The following is a 14288-nucleotide window of genomic DNA, read 5'->3' on the forward strand; positions in this document are numbered from 1 at the left end:
AGCCAAAAAGCGCTATAATAAGCCAATGTTTCAGTGGATAAATAAGCTGTTCAAATCCGATAAAGCGCTTCGTTTGAAGGTGGCGGAGGTTAACGCTTTGGAGGCGGAAATAAAAGAATTTTCCAGCGAGCGATTGCTTGAGGAGAGTAATTCTTTGAAGCGCTTGATCCAGCAGAAGGAAAGCCTGCCCGCCTCTGGCGGGATGACTTTAGACGAGGCCCTGCCTCGGGCTTTTGCGTTGGTGCGGGAAACCGCCAAGCGGACTTTGAATCAGCGGCATTTTGATGTGCAGTTGATGGGCGGAATGGTTTTACATCAGGGAAAGATTGCCGAGATGCGCACGGGCGAAGGTAAAACTCTTTCGGCTACCGCTCCGGTTTATTTAAACGCTCTTTCCGGAAAAGGAGTGCATGTGATTACCGTCAATGAATATCTGGCGAAGCGTGACGCAGTCTGGATGGGTCAGATTTATCACGCGCTCGGTCTGAAAATCGCCTGCCTGATTCATGAAGGAGCGAAAATGTATGACCCGGAATTCCGCGGCAAGAACCAAGAATCGGCTTTGCTGGATAAAGAGCGCGATACTACCGGAAGTTTTTTGGTGCAGGAAGATTATTTGCGTCCTGTGAGCCGCCGGGAGGCTTATCTCGCAGACATCACCTACGGAACCAATCATGAATTCGGTTTTGATTATCTGCGTGATAATTTGGTTTATTCCACTGATCAGCAGGTACAGCGAGAGAGAAATTACGCAATCATCGACGAAGTCGATAGCGTTTTAATTGATGAAGCCCGCACGCCTTTAATTATTTCCGCCCCCGATACTGCTTCCAGCGATTACTACAAAACCTTTGCCCGCTTAGTGCAGGGATTAGAAGATGGCGTGGATTACATTAAAGATGAAAAAATCCGCACGATTGAAATTACTGATGAAGGAATTAACAAAGTAGAGAAAGCGGCGAATGTGCAGAATATTTATTCTCCGGAAAATTTGCGGCTTACACATTATCTCAATGAAAGTTTGAAGGCGAGGGCTTTATTCAAGCGGGATAAGGATTATGTGGTGAAGGACGGCGAAATTATTCTAGTGGATCAATTCACTGGCCGGTTGATGCTGGGTCGCCGCTATTCCGGCGGATTACATCAGGCGATAGAAGCGAAAGAAGGCGTGCAAGTTCAGCAGGAGTCCCGGACTTACGCTTCCATTTCTATCCAAAATTATTTCCGTTTGTATAAAAAACTCGCCGGCATGACCGGTACGGCGCAGACCTCTGCGGAAGAATTCGATAAGGTTTATAAACTTGAGGCAAACAGCATTCAGCCGAACCGGCCGATGGTGCGCAAAGATGATCCGGATTTGATTTACAAAACAGCCGCCGGAAAATATTTGGCGATTGCCGCTGACGTAAAAGAGCGGCAGAAAAAAGGCCAGCCGGTGTTGATTGGCACGGTTTCGATTGTGAAAAATGAGGAGCTTTCCAAGGCTTTGCGGGATGCCGGAATTCAGCATGAAATGTTGAACGCAAAAAACCATGAGCGGGAAGGCGCCATTATCGCGCAGGCTGGAAGGGCCGGAGCGGTAACAGTGGCCACGAATATGGCCGGCCGCGGTGTGGATATTATCTTAGGTGGAAATCCTCCGGATATTACCGAATCGCAAAAAGTAAAAGACGCGGGAGGTTTGCACGTAATCGGCACCGAGCGGCACGAGTCCCGTCGTATTGATAATCAGTTGCGTGGTCGTTCGGGCCGCCAAGGAGATCCGGGTTCTTCGCAATTCTTTTTGTCGCTGGAAGACGATTTGATGAGAATTTTCGGCGGAGAAAGAATTCGCTCAATGATGGAGTGGTTGAAAGTGCCGGAAGACATGCCAATCAGCGCGAAGTTGGTGACTCGTTCGGTTTCGCAGGCTCAATCAAAAGTGGAGGGTTTCAATTTTGACGCCCGCAAACATTTATTGGATTACGACGACGTAATGAATAAGCAGCGTTTGGCGATTTATAAAAAGAGGCAGGATTTATTGTTGGAGAAAAGCCACCCGCAAATTTTGGGAATGTTCGATATGCTCTGGATGAGTCATTTGGAGAATATGGAAGCGCTTGCTGAATCTGTGCGCCTACGCGCTTATGGCCAGCACGATCCGCTTGTTGAATACCGCCGTGAAGGTCATCTATTGTTCCAGCAGTTGCTGGCGGAATTTGATCAGTGGATGGTGGAGAACGCGGAAAAGTTGAAAGAGCATGCCGGCCACGACCATTCGCAAATTCCTCAGCCAAATATTCCAAAAGCGGATTCTACTTCCGGCAGCGAAGTTGGCAGAAATGATCCGTGTCCATGCGGATCAAAGAAGGAAGATGGATCGCCGAAAAAGTATAAACACTGTCACGGTAAATAAAAACCGCCCGAATGGGGCGGTTTGCGTTTAGTCTTTGACGTACTCACGATGCCATCCGCATTTGGTGCAGGTGGCAGAAACTTCAGTTTCCATTCTGTCGAAACGAGGTCCGGATTCTTCGTGGGTAATCAACTGTTCGATTCTTTCCCCTTCGGTGAGGCGGCGATATATCGCCAATTTTGTTTCTTTCGTATTCCACGAATGCTTGCACAGTAGCGACCGGAACCACCGAATAATCCAGCGCATCATCGCCTCCTTGGTTTGTGTTCTGCGGAGATAATATCACCTTTGCTATACTAAAACAAATGCCTGAACTCGGACTCTGGTACTACACTTTAAGCGCTATTCCGCAGACCTTAGCGGCGATGATTGCTCTGGTCTCTACTTTTGTTGTTTATAAATTAAGCCGCGTGAGCGACCGCGTGGAAAAAGAGCGGGGATTAGTGAAGTCCTTTTTGTTTCATTTACATCCGGAAAAGGAAATTCATCACATTGAGGGAATGCGAGGAGATGAATTATTGGAGGCGTTACAAGAGGGAATCGCTAAGCTTGATCCTGAAGAAAAAGACCTCGGCTTTGAAGAATTTAAGAAGCTGGAAGCGTTGCTGAAGGAGTTTATCGAGGCGTGGCATCGAAGAACGGGGACTTCCGGGCAAACGATTTATAACTTTTTACAGCAAAAAGAAAATATCTTCCGCAATCTGGTGCACACCCGCAAAACGGCAATTAATTTGTTGATTACCTGTCTATTCCTTACTGCCGTTCCTACCTGCGTCTCCTTGTTGGCATTACCGAACGTAGATTATTTCGCCGCCAATATGCTGCCGATTGCTTTTGCCCTTTCGGGACTCGCTTCTATTAGTATTATTTTTACTACTTACAGTGTTTGGAAGATAGCGAAACTTTAAATTGCTTCGCCTAAAGGTTAATGTAATCCCTCGCTACGGCTGGGGATTGCTGTTGCAAACAAAATTTTTTGCTTCTTTGAATTGAAAATTTTGAGCAACAGGTAAAAAACCGCCCTATGTGGGCGGTTGGGTTGCAGGCTGAATGCACGGGCCGTTGGGGTGGCAGGCTTCGCAGAGGCATCTTTCACAGATTATGCAGGGCATTTGCGTACCCCAGCACCAATCAATTTCCCGATATTTCTTGCGCTGTTCGTCGGTGATCTTGTTCTTTGGTTCCACAAAAAATCCTCCTAAAAGTTCTAACGAAAGCTTACTATAAAATTCTTATTTAGCGATAGGGCTGGCAGAAGACTTGAGAGTGCGGGTGACTTCGTTTTGCGGGTTGGTGTTGGAGTTGGAAACGGTCATTTCGATCTCGATCGTATGGATCGGTACCAGAGAGGGGATGTCTTCGGCGGAGGGATTAGTGACCGTATACTTAGTGAATTTCAGATTACCTACTTTAACTTTTCCAGTGGTGATTGGTGTGCCGTTCACTAGAATTTCCGTGCCAACTCGCTCAATTTTTTGCGATCCGGAGGCGGTGACGAGCGTCAGTAAGGAGGTCGGCGTAAAAGAGGGCGGCACGCCGACGATCGGTTCGGAGGAAAGATTGGATTCTCGGATCAGGCTTTGGATGCGGTTCATCGCGAAATTCATCTGCTCGGAAACTTCCACTAAGCCGCTTTGCTGTCCCTCAACCCGCAAAATAATCACCAAAATTCCGGTGAACATTCCGGCGACCATCGCGAAGATGGCTACGTACAATAGCAACTCTATTAATGTAAAACCGCCCGCCTTTCTCATTGTATTTTTATAATAACATAGGCGAATTAAACGGCGGTCGGATCGAAGAACATTATTGCCGCGGTCTTGGCGAGGATTTTTGCGTCCATCGCGAGCGATTTGTTTTTTAGATAATGCGCGTCGAGTTCTAATTCTTTTAAAAACGGCAGGCCGGAGGCGCCGCTTACTTGAGATAGTCCCGTGAGCCCGGCTTTGGCGAGCATCAGGTGTTTGTACTCATTGGGGTAGTGCACCACTTCTTCCGGTTCGTGTGGTCTTGGGCCAACCAACGCCATATCGCCCTTCAGTACATTGATTAGCTGGGGGATTTCATCAATGCGGAATTTGCGGAGCAGGCGGCCGACTTTAGTTACGCGCGGGTCTTTGGTCATTTTGAAGAACGGGCCGTCGGTTCGTTCATTGAGCACCTTCAACACCCTTTTCATTTCGTGCGCCCCTTCATACATAGAACGGAACTTGAATACCCGGATTTTTTTACCGTTGCTGACCCGGTTCAAGCGGATGACGGCCGGTCCTTTTGATTCAACTCTAATCGCGGCCGAGATGATCGGGTAAAGCGGCGCAGTTATCAACAATCCCAGCGCCGAGCCGAGTAGGTCTATTAGCCGGTTCATATTATAATTTTAGCATTCTCATGAAAGTTGCGCTCGTGCACGATTATCTAAATCAGTACGGCGGGGGAGAGCGGGTGTTGGAGTGCTTAATGGAAATGTTCCCGGAAGCTCCGGTGTACACCCTGCTTCACGACGTGGAAAAAACCGGTGGCCGCTTTGAAAGCCGCGTGGTTAAGACCAGTTTTTTGGATTTTAAATTTGCCCGCCGCAATCACCGCTGGTTTATTCCGTTTATGCCGTTGGCGGCCCGCTCGCTGAATTTGGGAGATAAATATGACCTGATAATTTCCGATACCGCAGGCTTCGCGAAAGGAATCCGCTATAATCGCCTCACCACCAAGCATATTTCCTATATTCACACTCCGCTCCGCTACGCATGGGAGCAGGAGGAATACCTCGGTAACTTAATGACTAACTCCCAATTACTAATTTCTAAGCCAATCCTTAATTATCTGAAGAATTGGGATTATAAATATGGAAAGCGGCCGGATGTGTTATTGGCGAATTCTAAATTCATCGGGAAAAAAGTGAAGGAGTATTATGGCCGCCCCGCGAAAGTAGTTTATCCGCCGGTAGATATGGATGTTTTTTATTATGACGAAGGCGAAAAACCGAAAATTCGGAACCCGTATTATCTCGCTATCGGCAGGGTGTTGCACTACAAGCGTTTTGATTTGGTGGTGGAGGCGTTTAAGAAATTGGGATTACCGCTGAAAATAGCCGGTGGCGGGCCGGAGCTGGAGAATATAAAAAAACTGGCGGCGGGCGTGGGCAATATTGAATTCCTAAGTTTTTTGAACGACGAAAATGATTTGCGGAAACTTTACGCGGGAGCAAAAGCGTTGATCTTCCCGCAGGTGGAAGACTTTGGTTTGGTGGCGGCAGAGGCGCAGGCTTGCGGCACGCCGGTGATTGCTTATGCCGAAGGGGGAGCGTTAGAGATAGTGGAGAATGGAAAGACCGGAATTCTTTTTCCCCAGCAAAGCGTGGAGAGTTTGGTTGGGGCGGTGGAGTTGTTTGAGAGGAAACGTTTTAGCCGAAAAGCCATTGCTACCTCTGCGCAACGTTTCTCAAAAGAGCATTTTAGGAGGGAGATTGTGAGTCTGATTTAGACTGATTTTTGCCCGGAAATAGGCCTGCCTGACCGGTAGGCAGGCTCAAAATAGTTCTATTGACATTTTCCTAATAGTATGCTAAACTGTACTTAGTCAGGAGTAGTTAAACCAATTGAAAAATCAAAATAGAGGAGGATGGTCGGATGATTACACCCGAACGGATCCATGCAAGAGAAAGGGAAACGCGCCGGATGTCCATTGCCCCCAATCCGGGATGTATCGGATGGGGCGAGCTTCGGTCTTGGCCCGACGTTTCTCCGGAGGTCAGGTACCACGTCGGTATCTGCGCTTTTTGCAAGAACCTCGTCTCCCCCATGGTGGAGGAGATCCAGGCGAAGAAGCGGCCGAGTCTGCTTGGCAGGCTTGCCGGGTTTTTCCGGAAGATCTTCAGCTCCAATAACTAGGAGGAGAATGCGATGGAAGAAATGAGTCACAAGAATTACAAAACAGTTCCGATGTTGGCCGTGTACGATCCATTAAGAACGACAGACCATCGTCTGGAGGCGGCGCCTAAGATCGACGTGACGACCTGCCTTTCTCAATCCGAAATTCGGGACTGGGAAGAGGTGGGTGCCGGCGTCAAGTTGGACGCAGAAAGATCGTGGCACATTCAGATCTGTCCGATCTGCCGCGAGGTGGTTCTTTGTCTGGACAAGCTCGGTGTACCGCCCGACGTGATGGCGGATGCTTACTGTCGGGAGAAGACGAGGCAGATCCCGCAGCAGCTGGAGGCGCTTATTGTGCGGCCGGAAATTCCGGAGTTACCGGTGGTCATGAAGAAGAGGCCTCGGCAGCCGGCGAAAACCGGCCTCTGGGACTCGATAACGAAGTTTTTCAGGAGGTCCTAACGGACCTCCTTTTTTATTGACTTTTTTCACCAATTTTATATATACTTCTACCTATCATGTCCGAGTTAGATAATAACAGTACGGCTTTAGCGGGAGAGGATTCAGTTCCGCAGGAGCAAACGATGGACCAGACCTTAATGGAAGAAATGGTTAAGGCGGGTGTTTTGTATGGAAGAAAGAAATCCAAAACTCATCCTCGGATGAGGCCTTTTATTTTCGGAACCCGCAATGGCATTGAGATTTTGGAATTGGCTAAGACTATGGAATCAATTGATAAGGCCGGAGATTTTTTGAAAGAAACCGCCAAGAAAGACGGATTGGTTTTAGTGGTTGGCACTAAACCCGCCTCTCAAGATTTGATGCAGGAATTTGCTAAGAAATTTTCCTATCCTTATGTAGTGAAGCGCTGGTTGGGAGGCACGTTAACTAATTTCAAAACAATTCTTACCCGCATTCAGTACTATATGAATTTGAAGGTTAATAAAGCGACCGGCAAATTGGAGAAATATACCAAAAAGGAGCGGGTGGAATTTGATAAGCAGATTGAAAAAATGGAGGGCTTCTTTTTGGGATTAGAGAGATTGTCCCGCCAGCCGGATGCCGTGATAGTGGTGAACGTGAACGATCACATGACCGCCGTGCGTGAGGCCAAGCGTATGAATATTCCGGTGGTGGCAATTTTGAGCACCGACACTAGCCCGGAGATAGTGGAGTACCCGATTCCGGCCAACGATAATTCCCGCAACAGCATTGCTTGGATTTTGGCTAAGTTGGAGGCGAAGGTGCAGGAAGGCTTGAAGGAGCGCCCGGCCGCCGTAGGCACAGTGACTCCCGCTAAGTAGTTTTCGGTCTGTTTGTTGTTTGGTATAGTTAGTAAGCTTGGAGGATTTAAGTTTGATATTTAAACGTTTAAATATTTAAATAATAAAAATATTCTACAACTATGGCAGCTGCTGACGTACAAAAATTAAGAGAATCTACCGGAGCAGGAATGATGGACTGCAAGCGGGCTTTGGATGATGCCGGTGGTGATTTTGATAAAGCCGCTTTGCTTATCAACGAGCGTGGTTTGACTAAAGCCATGAAGAAAGCCGATAGGGCTACGGGCGCCGCTTTATTGGAAAGCTATATTCACAACGGCCGAGTTGGTGTGCTTTTAGAATTACGTTGTGAGACAGACTTCGTGGTGCGCTCCGAGCCTTTTAAGGAGTTGGCGCATAATTTGGTGATGCATATTGCCGCGATGAATCCGGAAAATGTGGAAGCTTTGTTGCAGCAGCCTTATGTAAAAGACCCGAATCTTATTATTGATTCTTTGGTTAAGGGCGCGATTGCTAAGATTGGTGAGAATATTCAAGTTTCCAAATTTTGCCGGTACGAAATCTAATGTGGATTCGCTCCGTTCTTCAAATAATAGTTTTCTCCAGTTTGGGCTTGGTGATTTATATGATTGCTAGAGCGATTCCGAGAGTTCCTGAAGAAGTCTCCACGCATAGGCGTTCCAGTTGGGTAGACCGATTGATGTCGAAGATTCCGATGTCGGCAATTGACGACCGGCTCAATTCTTTTATTGCTAAATTTTTGCGGAAATTTCGCGTGATAATGATGAAAATTGATAATTTCATCAATGACCGATTGGGTAAGTTGAGTAAAAAAACGAAAGAACCGACAGAGGAAAGCCCTAGCCAGGATCAAAATAAGACCGTTTTGTAGTCATCAAAAAATCCCCTAAATGGGGGATTTTTTGATTGAGCCGGTGAGGTGAATCGAACACCTGTTTTCGCTTTACAAAAGCGTTGCTCTGCCATTGAGCTACACCGGCGAGTCCGTCTGCCGACGGACGAGCCCCGCCAACGGCGGGGCAAATTTTTTCCGCCGAGTGGCGGATAAAATTTGTGGGCAGGGAGGGATTCGAACCCCCGTAGCCATAAAGGCGTCTGGTTTACAGCCAGATGCAATTGACCGCTCTGCCACCTGCCCGCACCCCCAAGGATAGTACATTGCCTAAGTAACAGGCAAGTGATACCATTTTGGTAGATTTTTAACATTTTCAGGAGGTTCGCATGAAGCGCTTCCATCTCCCGTTGGTTCGTTCGTTGATTGCCTGCGTTTTTACCTGTTTGCTTCTGGTTTCTTGTTCTTCCTGCACGAGTCGTACCCCGACGGAGGATAACTCCAGAATTGATGTCGATTGGTTTATCGTCTGGGCTGATCTTCACAAAGATCTTACTCCGGAAAGCAGATTGGCGAGCGACATTGTTTATGAATTGGACGCTTACTACTATGCTCCGCACAATTTGGATTATTCCGACTTGTTTAACGCGGCTTTGGCTGGCGTCGCCGAAGAGATGAAGGCCAAGAATCTTTCCTGGCAGTACACGAAGATTCGAGATAGCGCGGCTCGCTATGAAGCCCGTTATGAATATGCCAAGCAGTTCGTGGTCGCGGAGAAATTGGCGGAACAGAATAAGGTCCCGACGTATGATCTCGCTTTTGCTTCTGCGGCTAAGATGCTGAATTCAATCGGCCGCTCGCACACCTATTTCGTTTATCCGGATTGGCATCCGAAAGGACGGGCCAACGTCGCCATTGATGAGTCGTTTGTGGGTATCGGTGTTATTTTGAGCAAGATTGATGAAGACTTTATCTATATCGCCGGTGTCCTTAAGGGAGGGCCGGCGGAATTGGCCGGATTGAAACCGTTTGACAAGATTGTTTCCGTCGACGGCAAAGTACCAACTGGAGATCTTGGCGCGCTGTCATCAATGATTCGCGGCCCGGAAGGCACTGTGGTTGTTATTGAAGTTTTGCGTGAGATGGATGTAGCGATGAAGTTCACGATTACTCGCGGCGCCGTCCGGCATTCTTTCGCGGAAGCGAAGGTATATCAGGAGGGCAATTACCGGTTGTGCTATTTGGAGGTTCGGGGTTTTGTACGTAGACCGTCCATGAAGGATGAGCCATACAAATACGTTCCCGATACGGATGTTTTTGCCAATCGGATTAACTTCTTGGCGCATGACCCCGGTATTTTTAGCGCTTGGCATGACGGGATGATAATTGATTTGCGCGGTAATCCGGGAGGCTCGCTGGACGCTCTGGTTTGGTTCCTTTCCTGCTTCTTGCCGGAAAGAACCGAGCTTTTTACTCTCGATAGCAGAGAAGGAAAGGAAGTCCGATTTTCACTGTGGGATCCCAGGACTAAGGTGCCGGTGGTCATTCTGATTGATAAAGACAGTGGTTCCGCCGCGGAAATCTTCGCTGGCGTGATGCAGGAGACGGGAAGAGCCAAGATAGTCGGCTCTAAGAGTTCCGGAGCAGTCGAGGTCACCAGCGAACGCAGTTGTTTTATGGGCTCATCCATCCACATCAGTGAACAACAGCTTTATCTGCCCAGCGGAAAATGCTTGGAAGGCGTTGGAGTGATTCCTGATTATGAGGTGAAGACGACTAAGGATGATGTACTACATGGCAGAGATGCTTGTATCGAAAAAGCGAAGGAGATTTTGACTGGAACTAAGAAGTAAGACGAAATCGCGACCCCTGCTTTACGCGGGGGCCTTTTTTATCTATAATTCACAATATTCAATTGTGCTGGTGTAGTTCAGTGGCAGAACGCTTTCTTGGTAAGAAAGAGGTCGCGAGTTCGATTCTCGCCACCAGCTCAGACTTCGCAGAGAATCGAATAGCAGCACCCCGTGTTGGAAGGCTCTCGGAAACCAGAAGGTGTCCGAGACGGGGGTCGGGGTGCTGCGGAGGTGTTCGAGCCGAGTACCCGAGGCCTTGTTCTCGCCACCAGCTCAGAGTTGATTTTATTAGGCTTATCGGCTATTATTTATTACCAATATGGCAACGTCCAAGTTTTCCCAAAATTTAATCAAATTGAAATGTGGCACCTGTGCCCGGGTGAATTATTATACCCGCAAAAACAAAAAGCTCGTGGAGCGTAAAATTGAGCTGAAAAAGTTCTGCAATTGGTGCCGCAAGCACACTCCTCATAAGGAAGCGAAGAGATAGTTCGGGCGCATTGCTTTTGAGACATAGAACAAACAGCCTTCCACGGGCTGTTTTGTTATACTAATAGAAGTTATTTGAGAGGAGCCAAGATGAAGAAGATTCTCATCGCCCTGTTTTGTCTGTCCAGTTACGTTGCTTCCAAAGCCGAAGATCCCAAACCCGAAGAAGTGAAGAAGCCGCAAATCTGTTGGGAATGCATCGAGCTTTATGATGATTCGGATTTTAAGAAAAAGATGCCGGAGGATTCCAAGATCATGAAGAGTTATCGTAAAAAACTTCCTAAATATCAGAAGCGGGTTAAGGAAGAATTGAAGAAGGTATTCGAAGCGGAGGGTATGGAGCTTGTGGAATGCCCCACTCATAAAGTGGACGGCAGCGCCTTGAAGCAGGTCACGGCCGAGGACAAGCCTTTGCATATGAAGATTTCCTTGGCGTATAACGGACTCATCTGGATCACCGTTTACACGAAGATTGAAATTTACCGCGGCGACCAGAAAGTGATTACTTTCAAGAAAGAAAAGACCGCCTTCATTCTGGATGTTGATGGAAAAGAAGAGCGTCAGAGGGCAGTCACTGAATTCGCGAAAGAAATTACGAAAACGCTGGTAGAAAAGGTCAGGGAATTGAAGCCTGAAGAAAAATAGCCCCGTGGGACGTGGCGAGCAAAACTCGCTTTACGTCCCTTACGGGGTTTTTATTTGATTTTTGTGGAAAAATCGGTATGATATAGCTTATTGGAGGGGGCGTCGTCCAACGGCAGGACTTCGGTCTCCAAAACCGACTATTACGGTTCGAATCCGTACGCCCCCGCAGACTACATTTTTTATCGAGAGACCGAGATTTGAATTCAAAACCTGTTCGAATCCTAGAGCCATTCTAGTTCGATGACCGAGACGGTTCGAATCGTAGTGCCCCCGCAGACTACATTTCTTATCGAGAGACCGAGAGGCCTAGGTTTACTTGTTAGTTAAATAAAATAAAAAACTATGAACTGGATTAAAGAAAATAAAATTGCGAGCGGGATAATTCTTGTTTTGATTGTAGTTCTGGCAGTTGTCTATTTTGATAAGCAATCAGGAGAGATCGCAGGCAAAAACGAATTTCAGAAAAGACAAGAATGCTCTCAATATACTAGTTTGGTAGAAACAAAAATAAAGGAAAGCGGACGAGTTTTTGAGAAAGATAGTTATTCCGTTAAAGAAATATTGTATAGCCCAAAGCTGAACACCTGCCTTTATGCTTGGGTGTTGCTTACTACATTTGATCCAAAAGAAATATATTCAATTGACGATATTTTCGGAGGGGGCATATTTACAGCGGGAATATCAGAAAATGCCGAGGAGCTTTTTTATCAGGAAATAGCAAAACTAAAACAATAATATGGAAAAGAAAAACACCATTATCGCTATATTGGTTATCGCACTCGGTATAGCGATCTATTTTGCTTCACAAAACACACCTAAACAGGAAAGCTCCATCATCGAAGCAATTCCTCCTAGCCAAGAGTTAAGAGCGGCGTATGAGGAATCCTCACAACACTCTGCAATGGCAGATATTGTGGAGCTTTCCTGTTTCCCAACAAGTCGTTTTGATTGTAGCGGTGGAAGTTGCACGCCCGCAGCTCCAGCTACTTACTATTTCGTAGATTACGGCACAGAAAGCGGAACATATTTTAGGTGCGATGCAAAAGGATGTGATCCTTATCCAGTCAAAGTAAACCCGGCGGGAGAATTTACGCAATTTGTCCTATCACAAGGTCAAGCGATGTTGTTTAAGGTTGCCACGGGAGACATTTTAGGCAATAAAGGCAAGTTTGTTGATGTGGCAACACTTGGCACGGGAACAATAATATCTTCTGGGAAGTGCGAGTTCACAAAATAAAAATATGGAAAAATTTATTAAAGAAAATTGGTTCAAAGTAGCGATAGCTTGTGCGGCGATACTGCTGGGAATTTCTACGTTCTACTCTTTTATTATTTTGCCGTTACGCAACACACAAATCGCACAGCAACAAAAGTGCGCCGATGCAGCGGAAAAGTTTTTTAAAGACGAAGAAGGCACTAACTCTAATATTGCAGACTATACTAGCCATTGGAATTTAAAATTAAATAAGTGCTTTTCAGAGATTCAAGCCCGGGTTTTTTCAAATGGGAACTTTTTAACAGAAAAATCTCTTTATGATGTTTTTGAGAGAAAGCAATATGGTTCGTTCTCCTCTATGACTCCGGAGGTCAGGGGTCCAGTTGTTTGCATAACATTATCGGACGGAAGTCCGGGTAGTCGCTCTACTTGCGGATCAGAAGAAGAGTACGATGAATTCGTTGAATCATACATGGATAATTAAGACCTCCAGTTGCCGCAGTGTGGACAAAAAGATGAGAATCCAGAAGAGTAAACCATTAACCCCATGAAGCACTCGCTGAGGATATTTCTTTTGATGATTCCTATTTTTATTGGCGGCGTTCTAGCTATTAATATTCTCATTGTACTATCGAACAAATCTATTTATTTATATGCATGGGAACGCCCAGAGGATTTTTCTTTTCTTAAGAATAGCTCAAATACTTCGGTCGTATTTTATGCCGGAGATGTAGTCATTAAAAATAAGAGGGCTCTGATTAATTTCAGAAGGAATCCACTTTCAATACCTGATGACATACAATCCTTCCCACTCATAAGAATTGATAGCTTTGATAGCCCGAATAACTTTGAGTCTAATCTTTCTCTGATGTCCGATTTCATCGTTAAAATTTGCAAATCCTATCGCGAATGTCATATAGATTTTGAAGCGAGAACAAGCGAATATTCCCCATACTCTGAACTACTAAAAATCGTGGATAGCGAGCTACCAAATACTAAGATATTAATTACGGCCTTGGCTTCGTGGTGTTCAGATCAAAGCTGGTTCGACGATGCTAATTTTGAGGCGGCCATACCCATGTTTTATCGCATGGGCAAAGATTCTTTGGCAATCAAAAAGGGAAGCGTGGGAAGCTGGTTTTTGAGTAATCCAAAATGTAGTGATAATATTGCCTTATCAACGGATGAGCTTGATTTTAATCCTCGTAGATATATGAGAGGCAGATCGGTTTATCTTTTTAATCCCAATCAATGGACAGCGGAATCATACAAAAACGTAATTTCATATCTTGGACTTTAAAGCAGTCGTTGCTTTTTAGTCTCCTCGCGATTTTAGTCTTGCCTTCTTTTGCGTTTGCATCCGGTGCGCCTTACCCGATTAGTATTTACGAACCATACAGGATCAAGCGGAACACGGCTTATATTTTTATTGAGAATCCTATCGATTATTATTCCTACTTGTTGGGCAATAAATTAAATGCCCTTTCTTTCTATATGGCTTACAGGTATTTTCAGGGTAAGCCGTTAAGCTCTGGGCAGATTTCGGACCTTGAGAGAATATTCAAAACCGATGGAAGCTATATTGGGGGCAATTATCCAAGTTCGCAGGATTCAGATCAGGCCTTTAAAGCTTGGCAGCAAGAAAGAGGTGTAGCAGTGAAGGACGACTTCGCTTATGGTCAGGA

Annotated in this window: 19 protein-coding genes and 4 tRNA genes; 18 read left to right on the top strand and 5 right to left on the bottom strand. The window is 46.2% G+C overall.

The window, feature by feature from the left end:
- The first annotated feature begins 25 nt into the window (after positions 1-25).
- Positions 26-2395 carry a preprotein translocase subunit SecA gene (gene secA / locus Q7S83_04165; GenBank protein MDO8467304.1) on the top strand — a complete coding sequence of 790 codons (2370 nt, stop codon included), beginning with the start codon at positions 26-28 and terminating at the stop codon, positions 2393-2395.
- 27 nt (positions 2396-2422) lie between these two features.
- Here secA and Q7S83_04170 read toward each other — a convergent pair whose 3' ends face one another.
- Positions 2423-2644 carry a hypothetical protein gene (locus Q7S83_04170; GenBank protein ID MDO8467305.1) on the bottom strand — a complete coding sequence of 74 codons (222 nt, stop codon included), beginning with the start codon at positions 2642-2644 and terminating at the stop codon, positions 2423-2425.
- Between the two features lie 56 nt (positions 2645-2700).
- Here Q7S83_04170 and Q7S83_04175 point away from each other — a divergent pair, with 56 nt between their 5' ends.
- Positions 2701-3303, top strand: a complete 603-nt coding sequence (locus Q7S83_04175; GenBank protein MDO8467306.1) for a hypothetical protein — start codon at positions 2701-2703, stop codon at positions 3301-3303.
- Between the two features lie 324 nt (positions 3304-3627).
- Here Q7S83_04175 and Q7S83_04180 read toward each other — a convergent pair whose 3' ends face one another.
- Entirely contained in the window at positions 3628-4149 is a 522-nt protein-coding gene (locus tag Q7S83_04180) for a type II secretion system protein (GenBank protein ID MDO8467307.1), read from the bottom strand.
- A 26-nt stretch (positions 4150-4175) separates the two neighbouring features.
- A complete protein-coding gene (locus Q7S83_04185; GenBank protein ID MDO8467308.1) occupies positions 4176-4763 on the bottom strand; it encodes a sugar transferase in 588 nt (195 codons plus the stop codon).
- Between the two features lie 20 nt (positions 4764-4783).
- On the opposite strand from Q7S83_04185, the gene Q7S83_04190 reads away from it, so the two are divergent.
- The 6 genes from Q7S83_04190 to Q7S83_04215 all read left to right on the top strand — a co-directional run bounded on the left by Q7S83_04190 (position 4784) and on the right by Q7S83_04215 (position 8439).
- Positions 4784-5875 (top strand): glycosyltransferase, encoded by a 1092-nt coding sequence (locus Q7S83_04190; protein MDO8467309.1) that lies wholly within the window; start codon positions 4784-4786, stop codon positions 5873-5875.
- Between the two features lie 146 nt (positions 5876-6021).
- Positions 6022-6282, top strand: a complete 261-nt coding sequence (locus tag Q7S83_04195; protein ID MDO8467310.1) for a hypothetical protein — start codon at positions 6022-6024, stop codon at positions 6280-6282.
- Between the two features lie 12 nt (positions 6283-6294).
- Complete coding sequence (locus tag Q7S83_04200; GenBank protein MDO8467311.1) at positions 6295-6726, top strand: hypothetical protein; 432 nt, start codon at positions 6295-6297, stop codon at positions 6724-6726.
- 56 nt (positions 6727-6782) lie between these two features.
- A complete protein-coding gene (rpsB, locus tag Q7S83_04205; protein MDO8467312.1) occupies positions 6783-7568 on the top strand; it encodes a 30S ribosomal protein S2 in 786 nt (261 codons plus the stop codon).
- A 101-nt stretch (positions 7569-7669) separates the two neighbouring features.
- Positions 7670-8113, top strand: coding sequence for a translation elongation factor Ts (tsf, locus tag Q7S83_04210; GenBank protein ID MDO8467313.1), 444 nt, complete (start codon positions 7670-7672; stop codon positions 8111-8113).
- The gene (locus tag Q7S83_04215) at positions 8113-8439 is read left to right on the top strand and encodes a hypothetical protein (protein ID MDO8467314.1); all 327 of its coding nucleotides are present in this window, start codon (positions 8113-8115) and stop codon (positions 8437-8439) included. The genes tsf and Q7S83_04215 overlap by 1 nt, the downstream gene beginning before the upstream one ends.
- A gap of 38 nt (positions 8440-8477) precedes the next feature.
- Here Q7S83_04215 and Q7S83_04220 read toward each other — a convergent pair.
- Both Q7S83_04220 and Q7S83_04225 read right to left on the bottom strand, forming a co-directional pair.
- A tRNA-Thr gene (locus Q7S83_04220) sits at positions 8478-8548 on the bottom strand.
- 74 nt (positions 8549-8622) lie between these two features.
- Positions 8623-8706, bottom strand: a tRNA-Tyr gene (locus Q7S83_04225).
- A gap of 83 nt (positions 8707-8789) precedes the next feature.
- Here Q7S83_04225 and Q7S83_04230 point away from each other — a divergent pair.
- The 10 genes from Q7S83_04230 to Q7S83_04275 all read left to right on the top strand — a co-directional run.
- On the top strand, positions 8790-10253 hold the full coding sequence (locus Q7S83_04230; protein MDO8467315.1) for a S41 family peptidase: 1464 nt from the start codon (positions 8790-8792) through the stop codon (positions 10251-10253).
- 66 nt (positions 10254-10319) lie between these two features.
- Positions 10320-10391, top strand: a tRNA-Thr gene (locus Q7S83_04235).
- A 181-nt stretch (positions 10392-10572) separates the two neighbouring features.
- Entirely contained in the window at positions 10573-10743 is a 171-nt protein-coding gene (rpmG, locus tag Q7S83_04240) for a 50S ribosomal protein L33 (GenBank protein MDO8467316.1), read from the top strand.
- A gap of 89 nt (positions 10744-10832) precedes the next feature.
- A complete protein-coding gene (locus Q7S83_04245) occupies positions 10833-11387 on the top strand; it encodes a hypothetical protein (protein ID MDO8467317.1) in 555 nt (184 codons plus the stop codon).
- Between the two features lie 95 nt (positions 11388-11482).
- Positions 11483-11553, top strand: a tRNA-Trp gene (locus tag Q7S83_04250).
- Positions 11554-11729: 176 nt separating this feature from the next.
- Positions 11730-12122: a hypothetical protein gene (locus Q7S83_04255; protein MDO8467318.1), complete on the top strand. Its 393-nt coding sequence runs from the start codon at positions 11730-11732 to the stop codon at positions 12120-12122.
- A 1-nt stretch (position 12123) separates the two neighbouring features.
- A complete protein-coding gene (locus Q7S83_04260; protein ID MDO8467319.1) occupies positions 12124-12624 on the top strand; it encodes a hypothetical protein in 501 nt (166 codons plus the stop codon).
- Between the two features lie 4 nt (positions 12625-12628).
- Positions 12629-13087, top strand: coding sequence for a hypothetical protein (locus tag Q7S83_04265; GenBank protein MDO8467320.1), 459 nt, complete (start codon positions 12629-12631; stop codon positions 13085-13087).
- Positions 13088-13177: 90 nt separating this feature from the next.
- A complete protein-coding gene (locus tag Q7S83_04270) occupies positions 13178-13903 on the top strand; it encodes a hypothetical protein (GenBank protein MDO8467321.1) in 726 nt (241 codons plus the stop codon).
- Positions 13855-14288: hypothetical protein (locus Q7S83_04275; protein MDO8467322.1), on the top strand; the 434-nt coding region annotated here is incomplete at its 3' end. The genes Q7S83_04270 and Q7S83_04275, both read left to right, overlap by 49 nt.

Source organism: bacterium, from assembly GCA_030646995.1.
Taxonomy (GTDB): Bacteria; Patescibacteriota; Minisyncoccia; order UBA6257; family WO2-44-18; genus JAUSKF01.